The 16,059-nt window shown below is 73.2% G+C and carries 13 protein-coding genes; 8 read left to right on the plus strand and 5 right to left on the minus strand.

The window, feature by feature from the left end:
- Positions 1-1,527 carry an SCO6880 family protein gene (locus ACH4S9_RS30525; RefSeq protein ID WP_311724383.1) on the plus strand — a complete coding sequence of 509 codons (1,527 nt, stop codon included), beginning with the start codon at positions 1-3 and terminating at the stop codon, positions 1,525-1,527.
- Positions 1,528-1,688: 161 nt separating this feature from the next.
- Positions 1,689-3,083, plus strand: coding sequence for a type VI secretion protein (locus ACH4S9_RS30530; RefSeq protein WP_385345384.1), 1,395 nt, complete (start codon positions 1,689-1,691; stop codon positions 3,081-3,083).
- A gap of 503 nt (positions 3,084-3,586) precedes the next feature.
- Here ACH4S9_RS30530 and ACH4S9_RS30535 read toward each other — a convergent pair.
- On the minus strand, positions 3,587-3,946 hold the full coding sequence (locus ACH4S9_RS30535; RefSeq protein WP_311724385.1) for an STAS domain-containing protein: 360 nt from the start codon (positions 3,944-3,946) through the stop codon (positions 3,587-3,589).
- Between the two features lie 303 nt (positions 3,947-4,249).
- Between ACH4S9_RS30535 and ACH4S9_RS30540 the strand changes: the two genes are divergently transcribed.
- Together ACH4S9_RS30540 and ACH4S9_RS30545 are read left to right on the plus strand one after the other, a co-directional pair.
- On the plus strand, positions 4,250-4,828 hold the full coding sequence (locus ACH4S9_RS30540) for a sigma-70 family RNA polymerase sigma factor (RefSeq protein WP_398374697.1): 579 nt from the start codon (positions 4,250-4,252) through the stop codon (positions 4,826-4,828).
- Positions 4,825-6,126: a zf-HC2 domain-containing protein gene (locus ACH4S9_RS30545; RefSeq protein WP_385345338.1), complete on the plus strand. Its 1,302-nt coding sequence runs from the start codon at positions 4,825-4,827 to the stop codon at positions 6,124-6,126. Before ACH4S9_RS30540 ends, ACH4S9_RS30545 begins: the two co-directional genes overlap by 4 nt.
- Before the next feature lie 18 nt (positions 6,127-6,144).
- On the opposite strand, the gene purU is transcribed toward ACH4S9_RS30545, so the two are convergent.
- Both purU and ACH4S9_RS30555 read right to left on the minus strand, forming a co-directional pair.
- Complete coding sequence (purU, locus tag ACH4S9_RS30550) at positions 6,145-7,017, minus strand: formyltetrahydrofolate deformylase (RefSeq protein ID WP_361184083.1); 873 nt, start codon at positions 7,015-7,017, stop codon at positions 6,145-6,147.
- Between the two features lie 82 nt (positions 7,018-7,099).
- A complete protein-coding gene (locus tag ACH4S9_RS30555) occupies positions 7,100-7,618 on the minus strand; it encodes a hypothetical protein (protein ID WP_311724389.1) in 519 nt (172 codons plus the stop codon).
- A 99-nt stretch (positions 7,619-7,717) separates the two neighbouring features.
- Here ACH4S9_RS30555 and ACH4S9_RS30560 point away from each other — a divergent pair, with 99 nt between their 5' ends.
- The gene (locus ACH4S9_RS30560; RefSeq protein WP_361184085.1) at positions 7,718-9,019 is read left to right on the plus strand and encodes an ABC transporter substrate-binding protein; all 1,302 of its coding nucleotides are present in this window, start codon (positions 7,718-7,720) and stop codon (positions 9,017-9,019) included.
- 56 nt (positions 9,020-9,075) lie between these two features.
- Here the strand turns inward: ACH4S9_RS30560 and ACH4S9_RS30565 are convergent, their stop codons facing one another.
- Together ACH4S9_RS30565 and ACH4S9_RS30570 are read right to left on the minus strand one after the other, a co-directional pair.
- On the minus strand, positions 9,076-10,857 hold the full coding sequence (locus tag ACH4S9_RS30565; RefSeq protein ID WP_398374700.1) for a hypothetical protein: 1,782 nt from the start codon (positions 10,855-10,857) through the stop codon (positions 9,076-9,078).
- Positions 10,858-10,966: 109 nt separating this feature from the next.
- Positions 10,967-12,358 (minus strand): transcriptional regulator, encoded by a 1,392-nt coding sequence (locus tag ACH4S9_RS30570; protein ID WP_311724392.1) that lies wholly within the window; start codon positions 12,356-12,358, stop codon positions 10,967-10,969.
- A 383-nt stretch (positions 12,359-12,741) separates the two neighbouring features.
- On the opposite strand from ACH4S9_RS30570, the gene ACH4S9_RS30575 reads away from it, so the two are divergent.
- From ACH4S9_RS30575 to ACH4S9_RS30585, 3 genes are all read left to right on the plus strand, one after another.
- Positions 12,742-13,434 carry a bifunctional DNA primase/polymerase gene (locus ACH4S9_RS30575; RefSeq protein ID WP_398374702.1) on the plus strand — a complete coding sequence of 231 codons (693 nt, stop codon included), beginning with the start codon at positions 12,742-12,744 and terminating at the stop codon, positions 13,432-13,434.
- 152 nt (positions 13,435-13,586) lie between these two features.
- Positions 13,587-14,390 carry an ABC transporter ATP-binding protein gene (locus tag ACH4S9_RS30580; protein WP_358845312.1) on the plus strand — a complete coding sequence of 268 codons (804 nt, stop codon included), beginning with the start codon at positions 13,587-13,589 and terminating at the stop codon, positions 14,388-14,390.
- On the plus strand, positions 14,387-15,997 hold the full coding sequence (locus ACH4S9_RS30585) for a transporter (RefSeq protein ID WP_385345347.1): 1,611 nt from the start codon (positions 14,387-14,389) through the stop codon (positions 15,995-15,997). Before ACH4S9_RS30580 ends, ACH4S9_RS30585 begins: the two co-directional genes overlap by 4 nt.
- The last annotated feature ends 62 nt before the right edge of the window (positions 15,998-16,059 follow it).

Raw genomic sequence — 16,059 nt, forward strand, 5'->3', positions numbered from 1 at the left:
ATGCCGATCTCAGAGCCCGCCACCTACGGCGGCTGGCAGTCCGAGCGCATCGGATTCATGGGCAACCTGTCCGGCCCCGGCTTCGCCCTGGTGGCGGCCGCGACCGCCGTAGCGCTGCTCCCGCTCTACCAGCGGAGTTGGTCCGCGACACTCGTCTGCCTCCCCCTCGCCCTGCTGCTGCTCCTGCTCGCCCTCGGGCGAGTCATGGGGTTGTCGGCGGATCAATGGATCATTCTCGCAGTGAGGCATCAGATCGCCGTGGCCACCAAGAAGAACCTCTTCCTCTCCGGCGCCTTCGCTCCCCGCACCAAGTCCGGGGAGCAGCCGATGGACTTGCCCGGAGTCCTCGCCCGCCTGCGCATCCTCAACGCGTCCGACGGGCTGGGCGGCGAACTCGGCGTCGTCCACGACCCGGTCGGCGGCACCTACACCGCCATCGCCCGTATCGCCTTCCCCGGCCTGGCGCTGGTCGACACGGACAAGCAGAACGCCCGCGTCGGCGCCTGGGCCGCCTTCCTGCGCTCGCAGTGCAAGGAAGACGGGGCGATCACGAGGATCTCCGTACACCAGCGCTCCCTCCCCGACGACGGGACCGAGCTGAGGTCATGGGTGGAGCGCCACACCGCCCCCGACGCCCCGCCCGCCGCGGTACAGGCCCTGGATGAACTCATGGTCACCGCGGGGCCGGTGGCGACCATCCGCGAGACCTTTCTGTCCATCACCTTCTCCTCCGCACGCGCACGCCTGGCGGTCAAGGGAGCCGGCGGTGGCCAGATCGGCGCCGCCGCCGTGCTGGTCCGCGAGATCCACGCCATGCAGGGGACGTTGAGCAGCGCCGGTCTACAGATCGAGGAGCTGCTGACGCCCCGTAAGGTCGCCCAGGCCATCCGCACGGCCTACGACCCGGAGGCGCAGCTGATGCTCGCCGCCCGCAGCGCCGCCGCACACGACCCCGAGTGGAAGGGCGCCCCGCCCGGCGTCGATCCGACGGTGGCCGGACCCGCCGCGGCGGAGACCGGCTGGGGCGTGTACCGGCACGACGGGGCATGGACCGTGTCCTACCAGGTGCGCGGCCTGCCCCAGTCCGAGGTGTACGCCACCTTCCTCCAGCCTCTGCTGCGGCCCCGGCGCAACGCCCGCCGTTCACTGTCGCTGGTGTACGAGCCGATCGGCCCCGCCAAGGCACGTCAAGAGCTCGCGCGCGAGAAGGCCAAGCGCGACGCCGCGCGGCAGCTGCGGTCCAAGACCGGCCGGGTGGAGTCCGAGGACGAACGCCGCGAGTCGATGACCGCCCGCGCCCAGGACGTGGCGCGGGCGTCCGGCGAGGGCGTGGTCCGGCTGACCTGTCTGCTGGCCGTCACCGTGATGGACGAGGAGGAACTGGAGATCGCCTGCGCGGAGCTCCAGGCCGATGCCTCGGCTGCCGGTCTGGAGATGCGGCGGATGTGGGGTGCCCAGGACGCGGGCTTCGCGGCCGCGGCGCTGCCGCTGGGCCAGGGGCTGCCGGACCGGCGGGTGGGCATCTGATGCGCCTTTCCCTCAACCGCCGCCGGTTCGACGACACCACGCTCGAAGCCGCCCCGGTAACCAACCTGATCGAGGCCGACACCGGGACGGCACCGTCCACCCCCCGGCCCAGCGCACGCGAACTGCGCCGCGCCCGGCTGCTGGAGGACCCCGAAAGCGCCATGCGCGTGGCCCCCAAGAAGGGCTGGCGACAGCCGTATGCCGGACGGGCCGCCTCGCTCGTACGGTCGGAGGTCTTCCGCGCCGACACCGCGCGGGCCGCGGGCATCTATCCCTTTCTGCACGCCGGCGGCCTTCCCCCGCTCGGCGCCTACATAGGCTGGAACACCCTGACCACACAGGCGTTCTCCGCCCACCCGGCGGCCTGGGTGAGCCACGGTCTGTGCACCAACCCCAACGTCATGATCACCGGCATTCCCGGCAGCGGTAAGAGCGCCCATATCAAGGCTCTCTGCTTCCGGCTGATGGCCTTCGGCCACCGCACACTGATCGCGGGCGATGTCAAGGGCGAGTACCAGCAGCTCTGCCGCCATCTGGGCGTGGAGCCGGTCCGGCTGGGTCCCGGGCTGCCCGGGCGCCTCAACCCCCTGGACGCCGGACCACTGGGTCAGGACCTCCACAAGATCACCGACCGGGAGATGCTGCGAGCGCGGCTGAAAGAGATCCACCGCCGACGCCTCACCCTGCTGAAGGCCCTGCTGGAGCTCCAGCTGCGGCGCAACCTCCTGCCCCAAGAGGAGGAGTGCCTGGACATCGCGGTACGGGAGGTGACGGGTGAGCTGGCACAAGCCGACGAACAACGCCGGGAAACCCCCACCCTGCCGCGCGTCTACCTGGTGCTCAAGGACCCCACCGATCGCATGGCGCGTGAACTGCGGGTGCGCGGCGATGACGTACAGACCGCGCGGGAGCAGATGGCCTCCATCCGCTCTGCCCTCGGCGGCATGATCCACGGCCATCTGGGCGGCCTGTTCGACGAGCACACCTCCATCTCCCTGGACTGGGACGCGCCGATCCAGTCCGTCGACATCTCCGCCTTGGAGCAGTACGGGGACGAGACCGTGGCGATGGTGCTGACCTGTGTTTCCTCCTGGGCTCAGGCCGCCATCGACCGTCCCGGCCGGCCCTGGATCGTGGTGCGGGACGAGCTGTGGCGGCAGATGCGCAGCGGAGGCGCCGCCATGGTCCGCAAGATCGACGCCGACCTCAGGCTGTCCCGGGCGACCGGCACCATCCAGGTGCTCGCCACCCACCGCCTCAGCGACCTCGAAGCGGTCGGCGCGGCCGGATCGGAGTCCGTCGCCATCGCCAAGGACCTGATCGCCTCCTGTGAGACCCGCGTCCAACTCGCGCAGGACACCAAGCCGCTCAACCTCACCCGTGAGGCCATCGGCCTGACCGACGCCGAGTGCGAGCTGATCGCGTCCTGGGGCGCGGGCCAGCGCGGCCGGGCGCTGTGGAAGGTCGGCCGCGGCGGCGGCTCGCACGCCGTTCAACTGATGCTCTCCGCCATCGAGAAGCAGCTGTTCGAGACCGACGAGAAGATGGTCGTGTGATGGGCCCTGAAGAGCTCGGAACAGCGGAAGGCGGTCCCGTGGCGAGGGGCTGTGCTCCCACTCCTCGTCCAGCGCGTCGAGGGCCCGCTCGGTGGCGCGTGCCCAGTCGCGTGAGGGCCAGTGGTCGTCGGTGTGGCTCAACGGCACCGTCCCGGCGCGTCGTCAGCCGTGGTCGTGGCGCTGCCGGCCACCTGGCCCGCCGACCCGTCCCGGCGCGGCGAGGCGGAGTTGTGGGCAGCGCTGCGCCAGGCGCTGCCTACCTCGGCGAGCGGAGCGGGGACCCGTAACCGGACCCGGCAGAGCCGCGAGCACGCCCGGCCCATGCCGGGCGGCTGCCGGCACCGTCGCCGAGGCGATGCGGCGCCCGGCCGCCAAGCGGCACATCGCGGCACACAACCGGAGTCCACCCCTGCACCTCGAGGTTCGGACCCCACCGCAGCAGACGGCCACGCCGCGGCCGAAGAACCTGAAACCCTCAGGCGCACACGGAGTTTCCGGGACGACTACGCGCTCAGCGGGTCCGCGGCCGTGTCGGTCGCGGCGGCCAGGTCGGGGTAGACGTCGAAGAGGCGGCGGACGCCGAGGGCCGCCAGCACGCGGTGGACATGCGAGCCGTGAGCGGCGCCCTGCGGGGGCAGGATCAGCCGCAGCCGCCCGGAGCAGGACCGCATCAGCCGGCGCGCCGCGATGAGGACGCCGACCCCGCTGGAGTCGCAGAAGCGGACCTCCTGGAGATCGAGCACCAGCCGGTGGCGGCCCTCGGCCACCGCCTCGTGCACGTGCTGCCGGACGGCGGGAGAGGTCACCAGGTCCATCTCTCCGGAGACCTGGAGGACGACCCACTCCCCCCGACGGTCCTCCATCACCTTCAACGTCACGCGCTCGAAGCCCTTCGCTCGCCCGCTATCCGGAATTGCCTGTTCCCCAGCGGCTGCCCGCCCGCCGCCCCACCAAACACCCCCCGGCACGAACCAGAGATGACGACCTTATGCCGTGCGGAAGCGTTTCGTCGCGGGATTCCTGCGCAAAGTGACGGGCCCAATACCATCCGCAGCCCCACCGCGCCGCACTTTGCCGCATGGGCGCGTGTTCTACCAGCCCCCCAACTACATTCGATATGACGTAGGCAACGCCCGGACGACTCGACCACGAGGGATGGGGGCCGTATGACGAGCGACGCACCGCCCCGCTGGGACCGCAGGATGCAGCAGCGGCTGGCGCGCGGCGAGGCCGCCGCGCTGGGCGAGTTGTACGACCGGTTCGCCTCTCTCGTCCACAACCTGGCCTATCGCGTGCTCCAGGACGAGGAGGCCGCCGACCGCGTCACCCGCGAAGTGTTCGGCTACGCCTGGGAGAACCCGGACGCGTACGACCCCAAGCAGGGCTCGCTGCGCTCCTGGATCGCCACGCTCGCCCACCGCCAGGCGGTGCACCGGCTCCGCGAGGCGGAGGCGCGGGCCGCCGTCGAACCGGCGCGCACGCAGGAGGACATCGAGGAGCGGATCCGGGAGGCCTCCGTGGCCGCGCGTGCCGACTACATCGTCACTTCCATGCCCGCCCCGCTGCGCGCCGCCCTCGAACTGGCCTACTTCGACCGCCGCGACTACCGCCAGGCCGCGGCCGAGCTGGGCGTGACGGAGGTCGAGGCCAGGCGCCGACTGCGGCTGGGACTACAGCTGCTGGCGACGGCCAACGTCCCGCCCCCGGACTCCGTTCCGCCGCCCGGCTATGGACGGGCGCTGTGAACAGGCCGGGTGACGGCACGGGAGGTCCCGGGCGCGGCGACGAGCCGCCGTCGGCGCCCGAGCCCGCGGAGGCGCCGCGCATACCCCCGCCGCGGGCGGCCGCCGAGGACAGCGGCCGCTGGCCCCACTGGCGCCCGGCGCCCCCGGTGGACGGGGTGCCCGCGCCGCGCGAGCCGCTGGCCCCGCCGCAGCTCTCGCACGCGGTGCTGAAGTCGCTGCTGGGCGCCTGGGCCCTGACCGCCTGCTCCCCCGAGGAGACCGCCGCCGTGGAGGCGCATCTCAACCACTGCACCCCGTGCGCCGAGGAGGCTCTGCGGCTGCGCGACGCGGTCGGCCTGCTGCACACCGAGCAGAGCCTGGACCTCGACCCGCTGCTGCGCTCCCGCGTGCTGGCCGGCTGCCTGGGCCGCCGCCCGGCCCGTATCCCGGTGCCCGACTGGGCCGGGGTGTACGACGCGGAGGCCGCCCGGCTGGACGCGCTGCTGCGCGACATGGGCGAGGCGGAGTGGCGGGCGCCGGTGCGGCTCAGATGGTTCGACGGGGATCGGCCGGCAGCGCGGGACACCACCGTCGCCGGGGTGATCGGGCACCTGATGGTGGTCGACGGCATGCTCGCCTCGTCCCTCGGGCTGCCCGACCCGCTGGGCGCCCACGCGCAGGGCTCCCCGGCGGCCCGCACCGAGGCGTACTGGCACGGCGGGCCCGCGCCGGAGCCCCGGGCGGCGGGCGAGCCGGGGGCCGTGCGCGAGCCGTGGCGGGAGCAGGGCCACGCCCTGGTGCGGACCGTGTCCTTCGCCGGGCGCGGCGTCCGCGATCTCCGCGTGCCGTACGGGGACTTCTCGCTGGCCATAGGCGATGCGTTCCTCGACCGCGCCTTCGAGTGCTGGGTGCACGCCGGGGACATCGCCGAGGCGATCGACTACCCGTACGAGCCGCCCGCCTCGGCCCACCTCAAACCCATGGTCGACCTGTGCGCCCGGCTGCTGCCCGACGCCCTCGCCGAGCGCCGCCGGGCCGGGCTCGCGGGGCCGCCCCGGGAACTGGTCGAGGCGGGCGCGCCCGGCCGCACGCTCCAGCTGGAGGTCGAGGGCAGCGGCGAGTGGCTCATCCCGCTGGACTCCCCCGCCGCGCTGCCCTCCCAGGAGGAGGTGGTGGCCCAGATCGCCCTCGACCGCGAGGCCTTCTACCAGCTGGCCGCCGGGCATGTGCCGCCCCAGGACGCGGCCGCGGGGCAGCTCGGCGACACGGAGGCGATCCGCGATGTGCTCTTCGCGACGGCCTCGCTGTCGCGGCTGTGAACCGCCCGGAAAGAGGGCTCAGGCAAAGACCACGGTTCGGTGGCCGTTGAGGAGCACGCGCCGCTCGCTGTGCCACTTCACCGCCCGCGCCAGCGCCTGGCACTCCACATCGCGCCCCACCGCCACCAGCTGGTCCGGGGTGAGCCCGTGGCCGACCCGCTCGACCTCCTGCTCGATGATCGGGCCCTCGTCCAGGTCCGCCGTCACATAGTGGGCCGTCGCGCCGATCAGCTTCACGCCGCGGGCGTGCGCCTGGTGGTAGGGCTTGGCGCCCTTGAAGCTCGGCAGGAAGGAGTGGTGGATGTTGATGATCCGTCCCGACAGCCGCTTGCACAGGTCGTCCGAGAGCACCTGCATATAGCGGGCCAGGACCACCAGCTCGACCTTCTCGGCCTCCACCAGCGCCAGCAGCTCCGCCTCGGCCTGCGCCTTGGTCTCCTTGGTCACCGGGATGTGCCGGAAGGGGACCCCGAACGAGCCGACCAGCTCCGCGAAGTCGGTGTGGTTGGAGACCACCGCCGCGATCTCCACGGGCAGCGCCCCGATCCGCGAGCGGAAGAGCAGGTCGTTCAGGCAGTGCCCGAACTTGCTGACCATCAGCACGACGCGCATCTTCTCGCCGGCCGGGTGGATCTGCCAGTCCATCCGGAAGGACTCGCCCACCGCCGCGAAGCTCGCCCGCAGGTCCTCCACCCGCACCGGCGAGTCCGCCCGGAAGTGCACGCGCATGAAGAAGAGCCCGGTGTCCCGGTCGCCGAACTGCTGGCTGTCCTCGATGTTGCAGCCGGTCATGAAGAGATAGCTGGACACGGCGTGCACGATGCCCCCCTTGTCCGGGCAGGACAAGGTGAGGATGTACTGATCGGGGGCGGCGGAATGCGACTGGCTCATGACTCCATAGCGTCGCACACCCGCGCCCCCTAGACCGTCCGGCAGTACCGAGCGCGGCCGCGGGCCCTACTGCCGGACGGTCTTAGACCGAGCGCGTCATGATCGCCAGCACTTCGAGGGTGTGCGGGGGCAGGTCCGGGTCCTCGCCGTCGTTGGCCGCGAGCCGCACATGTGCGTCGCGCGCCGCCCGGACGGCCTCCGGCCACCCGTGGTGCTCCAGGTAGGCCAAGGGCAGGGCGTCGGCACCGACCTGGTGCATGATCCGCAGCACCCGCAGCACGGCGACATCGACGAGCGCCGCCTCCTGCGAGTCGCGGAAGATCGTGCCGACGTACTTCTCGGCCGACCAGTTGTCCAGCCAGGTGTCCTCCACCAGCCGGTACACGGCGTCGGTGACGTCCCCGTATCCGTCCCGGCCCGCCAGCCAGCACTCCTGCTGGAAGACGGGGTCGGAGAGCATGTGCAGCGCCGAGCGCACGTTGCTGCGCCAGCGCCACCACGGCATGTCGTTGACAGGCATGCCACCCATGGTGGTCGAGCGACGGCCGCGACGGGAAGACTTCTCTGAACCTTGCACGGGAATCGATCGTACGTTCTTCATAGACGGACATGCATCGACCCCCGCAATTCACCCTCTCGTCACTTTCCTGTCAATTGCGATAGCCGCCCCGTTACGTACGGAACGCCACGCTCACATGTCATGACCGGATGGCGACGTTTCTCCCCCCGGCCGTGGCTCACGGCCGCGCTCTGCGCAGCCCTCGGGGCGGGGACGCTGACCGGCTGCGGCGTCCTGTCCGGGTCGGACGCCAAGGACCCCATCACGGTCATGACCTGGGCGCCCGAGAACACCAAAGCGACCAATATGCCCGGGATGCCCGCGATGGCGAAGGCGTACGCCCGCTGGGTCAACGACACCGGCGGCATCCACGGCCGCAAGCTGAAGGTCCTCACCTGCAACGAGCGCAACGACCCCTCCGAGGCCGCGCGCTGCGCCCGGCGCGCCGCCGACGAGAATGTCGTCGCGGTCGTCGGCTCGTACAGCCAGTTCGGCCGCTACTTCATCTCCGCCCTGGAGGGCTCGGGCATCCCCTATATCGGCGGATACGGGCTGACCCAGGAGGAGTTCGACAGCCCGTACTCCTACCCGGTCAACGGCGGCCAGGCCGCGCTGCTGGCCGGCAACGGACGGCAGCTGGCGTCTGTGTGCCGGCGCGTCTCCCTGGTCCGCCCCGACACCATCGCGGGCGACGAGCTGCCCGAACTCCTCGACGCGGGCCTCGCCGCCGGCAAGCGCCGCGCCGCCACCGACATACGCGCCCCCGAGGACGCCGGCGACTACACCCGGCAGGCGCGCGCCGCCCTGAACGGCGTGGGCGCCAATACCTCCCTGGGCAGCGCCACGCAGGGCGCCGAGCTGACCGGCTCCTGTGTGACCGCGGCGCTGGGCGAGCGCACCAGCACGTTCTTCGACTCCTTCCGGCGGCTCCAGGAGGACCACCCGAAGGTACGGATCGCCTCCGTGCTCGGCAGCGTCCGCCAGTCCCTCGTGGACAGCACCGGCGGCCGCAAGAGCCCGCTGGAGGGCGCGTACGCCACGGGCTGGTACCCGGCCGCGGACGATCCGCGCTGGGCGCCCATGAAGAAGGTCATCAAGGAATACGCCTTCGAAGACGCCCGCATCGACGCGGAGGACCCCGGCACCCAGACCACCTGGATCGCCTACACCGCGCTGCGGTCCGTCCTGGACTCGCTGAAGGCCGACGACATCAGCGCCCGTTCCATCCGGCGCACGCTGGACAACGGCCACACGGTCGGCACCGGCGGCCTGACGCCGGAGCTCCGCTGGGGATACAAGGACATGCTGTCCATCCACGGCTACCCGCGCATCGTGAACGCGGACGTGACCTACCAGGTGGTGCGGGACGGGCGGCTGGTCGCGGTCCGCAAGGGGTTCGTGGACGTCGCGCAGACGCTCCGCCGGTACACCCCGCTGACCTGACCCCCTCCGTCCCACGCCCCCGGCTCTCGGCCGGGGCGCGGGACAGGGAAAGCCGGCTAAAGCTCCGTCGCCTGGTGCGAAGTCAGCCCGTACTGCGTGGCGATCGGGTTCCACAGCTCGGACGCCCTCTTCTTCGCCGTGGTCGCCTCGACGCTCGCCCGCTCGGCGGCGCCCACCTTCGGGGTCCTGCGGGCCTTGCCCTTGTGACAGCCCTTCTTGCCGCCGACCTGGTCGGCCCAGGCCGCGTACTGGTTGTCCGCCGTGGCGGAGGACTGCCATGCCTTGGTCAGGGAGGTCGTCAGCTCGGCGTGGTTGGGCAGCTTGTCGACGGAGATCTTGCCCAGCCGGGTCACCAGGCCGGTGCGCTGCCCGGCGGCGGTGCGCAGATTCGTGGCCGCGTCGGACAGGTTCTGGCAGGACTTGATGTCCTCCACGGCCTTGATCACCGCCGCGCGGCTGCTGTTGCTGTCGGCGAGCAGCGCGTCGAGCGCCTTGGCCTGCGTCTCGACGGGGTCCGCCGCCTTGGTCTGCTCGTCGGTCTTGGTGTCCGGCGTCTGGCTCTCGGCGGCCGAGTCCTTCTTGCCGCCCTTGTCATCGTCGCCGTCGCTGCTGAGCGCCGCCCCGGCGGCGAGGCCGGCGAGGGCGCAGCCCGCGACGACGATGCCGATGAGAACCGCGGGCGTCATCTTCCGGCCGCCGCGCTTGCCCCGGCCGCCGCCGTCGGCGGGTGCGGGTGCGGGGGGCTGCGGGCCCTGGTCGCTGAACTGCGGCAGCTGCTGCGTGGAGTCCGCCGCCTCGGGCACGCCGTCGGCGCGGAACAGGCCGTCGAACTCCGACGGCGGCGGCCGGTCCCCCGGCATGCCGGGACGGATCGCGTACGGCGTGGGGCCGGACTGCGGCGGGCCGCCCGGCTGGGCGCGGTGGCCCTGCGGCTGCGGCGGCCCGGCGGCCGGGATCGGGCCGGGGAGGACCTGCGTCTCCTCGGCGGCGGGGGCGGGCTGGGGCTGCTGGCCCGGGGCGGCCTGCGGGGCGCCGTGGCGGGCGCGGCCCGGGCGGACCGCCCGCAGGAGCGTGGTGGACTCGTTGTCCGATTCGGGGTGCGCGGGCCGGTTCTCCGGCGGCAGCGGCGCACCCGCGGGGGCCTGGCCGGGGGCGGCCTGGGCGGGGGGCGCCGCGGGGGCGGGGGCCGCGCCCTCGGGCGGCAGCGGCATCGCGCCGGGCATCTGCCCGGAAACGGGCGGTATGTACTGCGTCGCGTCGGAGTCGGCCGCGGGCGGCCCGCCGAAGCCGGACTGCGGCGGCAGCATCTGGGTCGCGTCGGCGGCTCCGGGGAAGGGCTGCGCCTGTCTGTCCGGCGGCAGCGCCCCGCCCTGCGGCTGCGGGTGCTGCGGGTGCTGCGCGGGCGGCTGCGGGTGCTGGCCCTGCGGCTGCGGCTGACCGGGCGCGGGCCAGCCCTGCTGATGCTGGGCGTACGGCTGCCCCTGGGCGGGCGGCGGCGCGCCCTGCGGAGGTCCGTACGCTCCCGGCGGCGGGCTCAGCGGCGCGTTCTGGAAGCCGTTCTGTGACGCGTCCTGCTGCCAGCCCTGCTGGGCGGGGGCCGCGTCGCCCCCCTGAGGCTGCGGCAGCGGCTGCGACGCCGGAGCGCCGGGCTGCCCGGCGCCCTGCGGCCCCCATGGCTGCCCCCAGGCCTGACCGCCCGCCGGGGCCGCCTGATGCGGTTCGTGGGCCCGCTGATCGCCCTGAGCGGGCAGCACGACCCCCTCGCGCACGGGCTGCGCGGGCTGGGCGGGCGGGACCGCAGGCAGCTGCGGCTCGTTCCCCTGTCCGCTCTGCGTCACCGGGACTCCTTGGTTTGCGAACGTACGGAATCAACGGCTCACGCTACCGGGTCCCCGGACGGCACGGTGCCCGGCGGACTCGCGGGACAACGAGACGCTCATCACCGCCTCAGGCCACCTGCACCTCCATCCGCGCCCCGAATTCCCGCACCACCGGCTCCTCCCGAAACGGCTCCAGCCGCTGCTGGAAGTCGTCCAGATACTCCATCCCCCGGTTGGAGCGCAGCGATCCGAGCAGCTCGACCGCCTGCGTCCCGGTGTGGCAGGCCTGTTCCACCTCGCGCTGCTGCACATGCGCCGTGGCCAGCAGCAACAGCCCGATCGCGCGCCGCCGCACCCGCCCCTCCGGGTGGCCCTCCAGGGCCTCCTCCGCGCGGCGCCTGGCGGGCTCGGCCTGGCCGAGGTCGCGATGGCAGTGGGCCAACTCGTCGGCGAGGTAGGCGTGGTCGAAGTGGCGGATCCACGGCGGCTCGTCGCCGGACTCGCCGCCGCTGCCCACCGCCCGCTCCATGGCGTCCAGCGCGCGGCCCGCGGCGACCTGGCAGGCGCGCGCGTCCCCGAGCAGCGCGTGGCCCCGGGCCTCGGCGGCCAGGAACAGCGATTCGGCGCGCGGCGGCACCTGTCCGCGCGCGCCCTCCTGCGCGGCCTTCGCCAACTGGGCGATCTCCCGCGGGTTTCCGAGCTGGGCCGCGAGATGGCTCATGCTCGCGGCCAGCACATACCCGCCGTAACCGCGGTCCCCCGCGGCCTGCGCCAGGCGCAGCGCCTGGATGTAGTAGCGCTGGGCGAGCCCCGACTGGCCGGTGTCGACCGCCATATAGCCGGCCAGCTCGGTCAGCCTGGCGACCGCGGCGAACAGTTCGCGCCCGACCGACTCGCGATAGGAGCCCGCCAGCAGCCCGGAGACCACGCTGTTCAGGTAGTGGACGACGACGGGGCGCACATGCCCGCTCCCGTACCGGTGGTCCAGCTCGACGAGCGCGTCGGTGGTCGCCCGCACCGCCGCCACGTCGGACCTGCCGACCTTCGCCCCGGCCGTCCGCGCCACCTGGGAGTCCGTCCCGGTGATCAGCCAGTCGCGGCTGGGCTCGACCAGCGCCGAGGCGGCGACCGTCGAACCGCTCAGGAAGTCGCGGCGCCCGACGTCGCTCCGCCACAGCTCGCAGACCTGCTCTATCGCGCCGAGGACGGTGGGCGAGAACTGGAGCCCCACCCCCGAGGCGAGGTTCTTGCCGTTGGCCATGCCGATCTCGTCGATCGTGACCGTACGGCCGAGCTTGCGGCCGAGCGCCTCGGCGATGATGCCCGGAGCCCGGCCCCTCGGCTGCTGGCCGCGCAACCAGCGGGCGACCGAGGTCTTGTCATAGCGCAGATCGAGACCGTGCTCGGCGCCGCACATGTTGACCCTGCGCGCCAAGCCGGCGTTGGAGCACGCGGCTTCCTGGATGAGCGCTTGCAGCCGTTCGTTCGGCTGCCGCGCCACAAGCGGCCTAGCGGCCATGGATTTACCCCCAGTGACTGCTGTGCGTTTACGGCGGATGCCGTCCCTGTTGATCAGTGCCCCGCAGATATCGCGGATACGCCAGGCATGTGCGGAGAATGCAGGACTTGCCCGAATTGACCGCGATCGTGCGCGTACGGCGCCGACAGGAACCCGGAGGCCGCGCCCTGGAACACGGCACGGCCTACCGGACACTCGTACGCCCGTCACGCATGGTGGCTACCCGCTCACACAGCCGCGTCCCCATGCGCGCCCCCGGCCATGCACCCATGCGCCCCGCATGCCCGAATCGTGCGACCTACGGGCTCCCGCGGGCCCCCGGAGCGGGCCGGGGGGCGTAACCCTTGCCGGTCCCTCGAGTTGTGCTGGTCGTGGACGAGAGCATGCACGCGACAGGCGCAACAGGCGCAACAGACGTGACAGATGTGACAGGAGCACCACAGATCCCCAAGCAGCGCGGGGAACCGCTGCGGGACGCGGCCGTGCGCTACGCCGAGGAGCGGCACTGGGACGTGCTCCCCGGCGCCTGGCTCGAGCCCGTGAACGGAGCGGTCCAGTGCTGGGAGCAATGCTGCTGCGGCGCGGCCGACTGCCCCTCCCCCGGCGCCCATCCGACCCGCGCCGACTGGGCGGACCAGGCGACCGGCAGCCCCGTCGTGGCGCGCCGCGCGTGGGCCAGGACGCCGCACGCCTCGATCCTGCTGCCCACCGGCCGCACCTTCGACGCCCTCGACGTGCCGGAGACGGCGGGCTGTCTGGCGCTGGCGCGGATGGAGCGCAGGGACGTCGAACTCGGCCCGGTCACCTCCACCCCGGAGCGCAGAATGCTCTTCTTCGTGCTGCCGGGCGCCGCCGCCAAGATCCCCCACCTGGTGCGGAACCAGGGCTGGCCGCCGTCGTCGATCGACCTGGTCGCGCGCGGCGAGGGCGACTACGTGGTCGCGCCGCCCACCCGCGTGGGCCGGCACGGCGCGGTCCAGTGGGCGCGCCGGCCGACCGCCGCCAACCGCTGGCTCCCGGACGCCGAGGAGCTGGTCAGCGCCCTCGCCTACGCCTGCGGCCGCGACGGGCGCTGAGAGGGCGCCGGGGCGGCGCCGGGACAGCCCTGGGACGGCGCTGAGACGCGCCGCCGCGCGCCGGGTACCGGCCTCCCCGCGCGCCATGCGCCTATCGTGGGCGGCGGACGGGGGCGTCGACCTGGCCCCCGCGCGTCGAAGAGGGGGACCGCGTGACGAAGGAGCCGGAGGAGCACGGGAAGGCTGCCATACCGGCCGTGCTCGTACGGGGGCTGTGGAAGCGCTACGGGGAGCAGGTCGCGGTCGCCGGGATCGATCTGGAGCTGCCCGCCGGGCGGTTCATCGGGCTGGTCGGGCCCAACGGCGCGGGCAAGACGACCACCCTGTCGATGGTGACCGGGCTGCTGCGGCCCGACTCCGGCACGGTCGAGATCGGCGGCCACGACGTATGGCGCGACCCGGTCGCCGTGAAGGCCCGGATCGGGGTGCTGCCCGAGGGGCTGCGGCTGTTCGAGCGGCTGTCCGGCCGCGAACTCCTCGACTACACCGGGCGGCTGCGCGGACTGCCCGCCGACGAGGTCCACAAGCGCGCCACCCAGCTGCTGGACGTGCTCGACCTCGCGGGGGCGCAGCACAAGCTGGTCGTCGACTACTCGACCGGCATGCGCAAGAAGATCGGGCTGGCCGCCGCGCTCCTCCACAACCCGGAAGTCCTCTTCCTCGACGAGCCCTTCGAGGGCGTCGACCCGGTGTCCGCCCAGACCATCCGCGGGGTGCTGGAGCGCTACACCCGCTCCGGCGCCACCGTCGTCTTCTCCAGCCATGTCATGGAGCTGGTGGAGTCGCTGTGCGACTGGGTCGCGGTGCTGGCCGGCGGACGGATCCGGGCGCACGGCCCGCTGGACGAGGTGCGGGGCGCGGCGCCGTCGCTCCAGGACGCCTTCCTGGAGCTGGTCGGCGCCAGCGACCGAGCGACCGGGCACGACCTCGACTGGCTGGGCGGCGGCGCCCGATGACCGCCACCGGCCCGCTGACCGCCCTCTTCGTCCAGCTCAAGCTGTCCCTGCTGCGCAACGGACTGCGGCAGTCCGCCGGACGCCGCGCCGCGTACATCACCTCCGTCGTCCTCACTCTCCTCTTCGCGGCGTTCCATCTGCTCGGGCTGATCCTGCTGCGCGGCAACGACCACGCCGCCGCGCTGGTCACCCTCCTCGCCGCGGTCTTCGCCCTCGGCTGGGCCGTGATGCCGCTGTTCTTCCCCGGCGGCGACGAAACGCTGGACCCCACCCGGCTGGTGATGCTGCCGCTGCGGCCCCGCCCGCTGGTGGTCGCCCTCCTGGTGTCCTCGCTGATCGGCGTCGGCCCGCTGTTCACCCTGACCCTCATGGTCGGCTCGGTGATCGCCGTGGCGCACGGCGCGGCGGCCGCGGCGGCGGGGGTGCTCGCCGTGGTGCTGGCGATGCTGCTGTGCGTGGCGCTGTCCCGCGCCGTCGCGACCGCCAACAACCGGCTGCTCACCAGCCGCCGAGGCCGCGATCTGGCGCTGCTCAGCGGCCTGTTCGTGGCGGTGGGCGCACAGCTGGTCAACATAGGGGTGGGCAAGCTGTCCGGCCAGGACGGGCTCGCCTCCCTGGAACCGCTCGCGGACGTGCTGCGCTGGGTGCCCCCCGCGGCCGCGATCGACGCCGTCCAAGGCGTCGGCGACGGCGCGTACGGGACGGCGGCCGCCCAGCTCGCCCTGTCGGCCGGTCTGCTGGCGCTGCTGCTGTGGTGGTGGCAGCGCGGCCTGACCCATCTGATGACCGCGCCCGACTCCTCGACCATCCAGGCCGCCGAGCCGGGCCGGAAGCGCCCCGGCTCGGCCGCCGGGCGGCCCGCGCTCCAGCGCCTGCTGCCCGACGACCGCACCGGCACGGTCGTGCTGCGCACGCTGCGCTATGCGTGGCGCGACCCGAAGACCAAGTCGGCGTGGGTGACCTCGCTGGCCATCGGCCTGCTGCTGCCGGTCGTCACCAGCGTCCAGGGCGCGGGCAGCGTCTACTCCTCCTGCTGGGCGGCGGGGCTGCTCGGCATGCAGATGTACAACCAGTTCGGGCAGGACTCCTCGGCGTTCTGGATGGTGGCGCAGACCATTTCCACGCCGCGCGAGGCCTATCTGGAGCTGCGCGGACGCGCGCTGGCCCTCTCGCTGATCGGGGTGCCGTACGTCACGCTGGTGGTGCTGGGCGCGGCCGCGCTGATGGACGACTGGGCGGCGGCCCCCGAGGCGCTCGGCCTCGCCCTGGCGCTGTTCGGCTCGCTGGTGGCGACCGGGGCCCTGGCCTCCGCCCTGTACCCGTACTCCATCCCGCAGGACAGCGGCTACAAGAACGTGGCGCCGGGCCAGGTGGGTCTCGCGTGGCGGTCCATCCTCGCCGGGATGTTCACCGGCGTCGCGCTCTGCGCGCCGCTGCTGGCGGTGACGATCTGGATGCACGAGTCGGGGGCGCACGACCGGCTGTGGCTGCTGCTGCCGCTGGGCACGGCGTACGGCGCCGGGGTCGCCCTGGGCGGCCTGCGGCTGGCCGCGCCGCGGACGGCGGCACGGCTGCCGGAGATCCTGGCGGCGGTCAGCAAGGGCTGAGCCGCCACCCCGCTCGGCGCGTAGCCGAAGCCCGGCCGACGGAGCGCCGGCCGGGCGACGGG

It is taken from the genome of Streptomyces sp. NPDC021225 (assembly GCF_044332865.1).
Classification (GTDB): Bacteria; Actinomycetota; Actinomycetes; order Streptomycetales; family Streptomycetaceae; genus Streptomyces.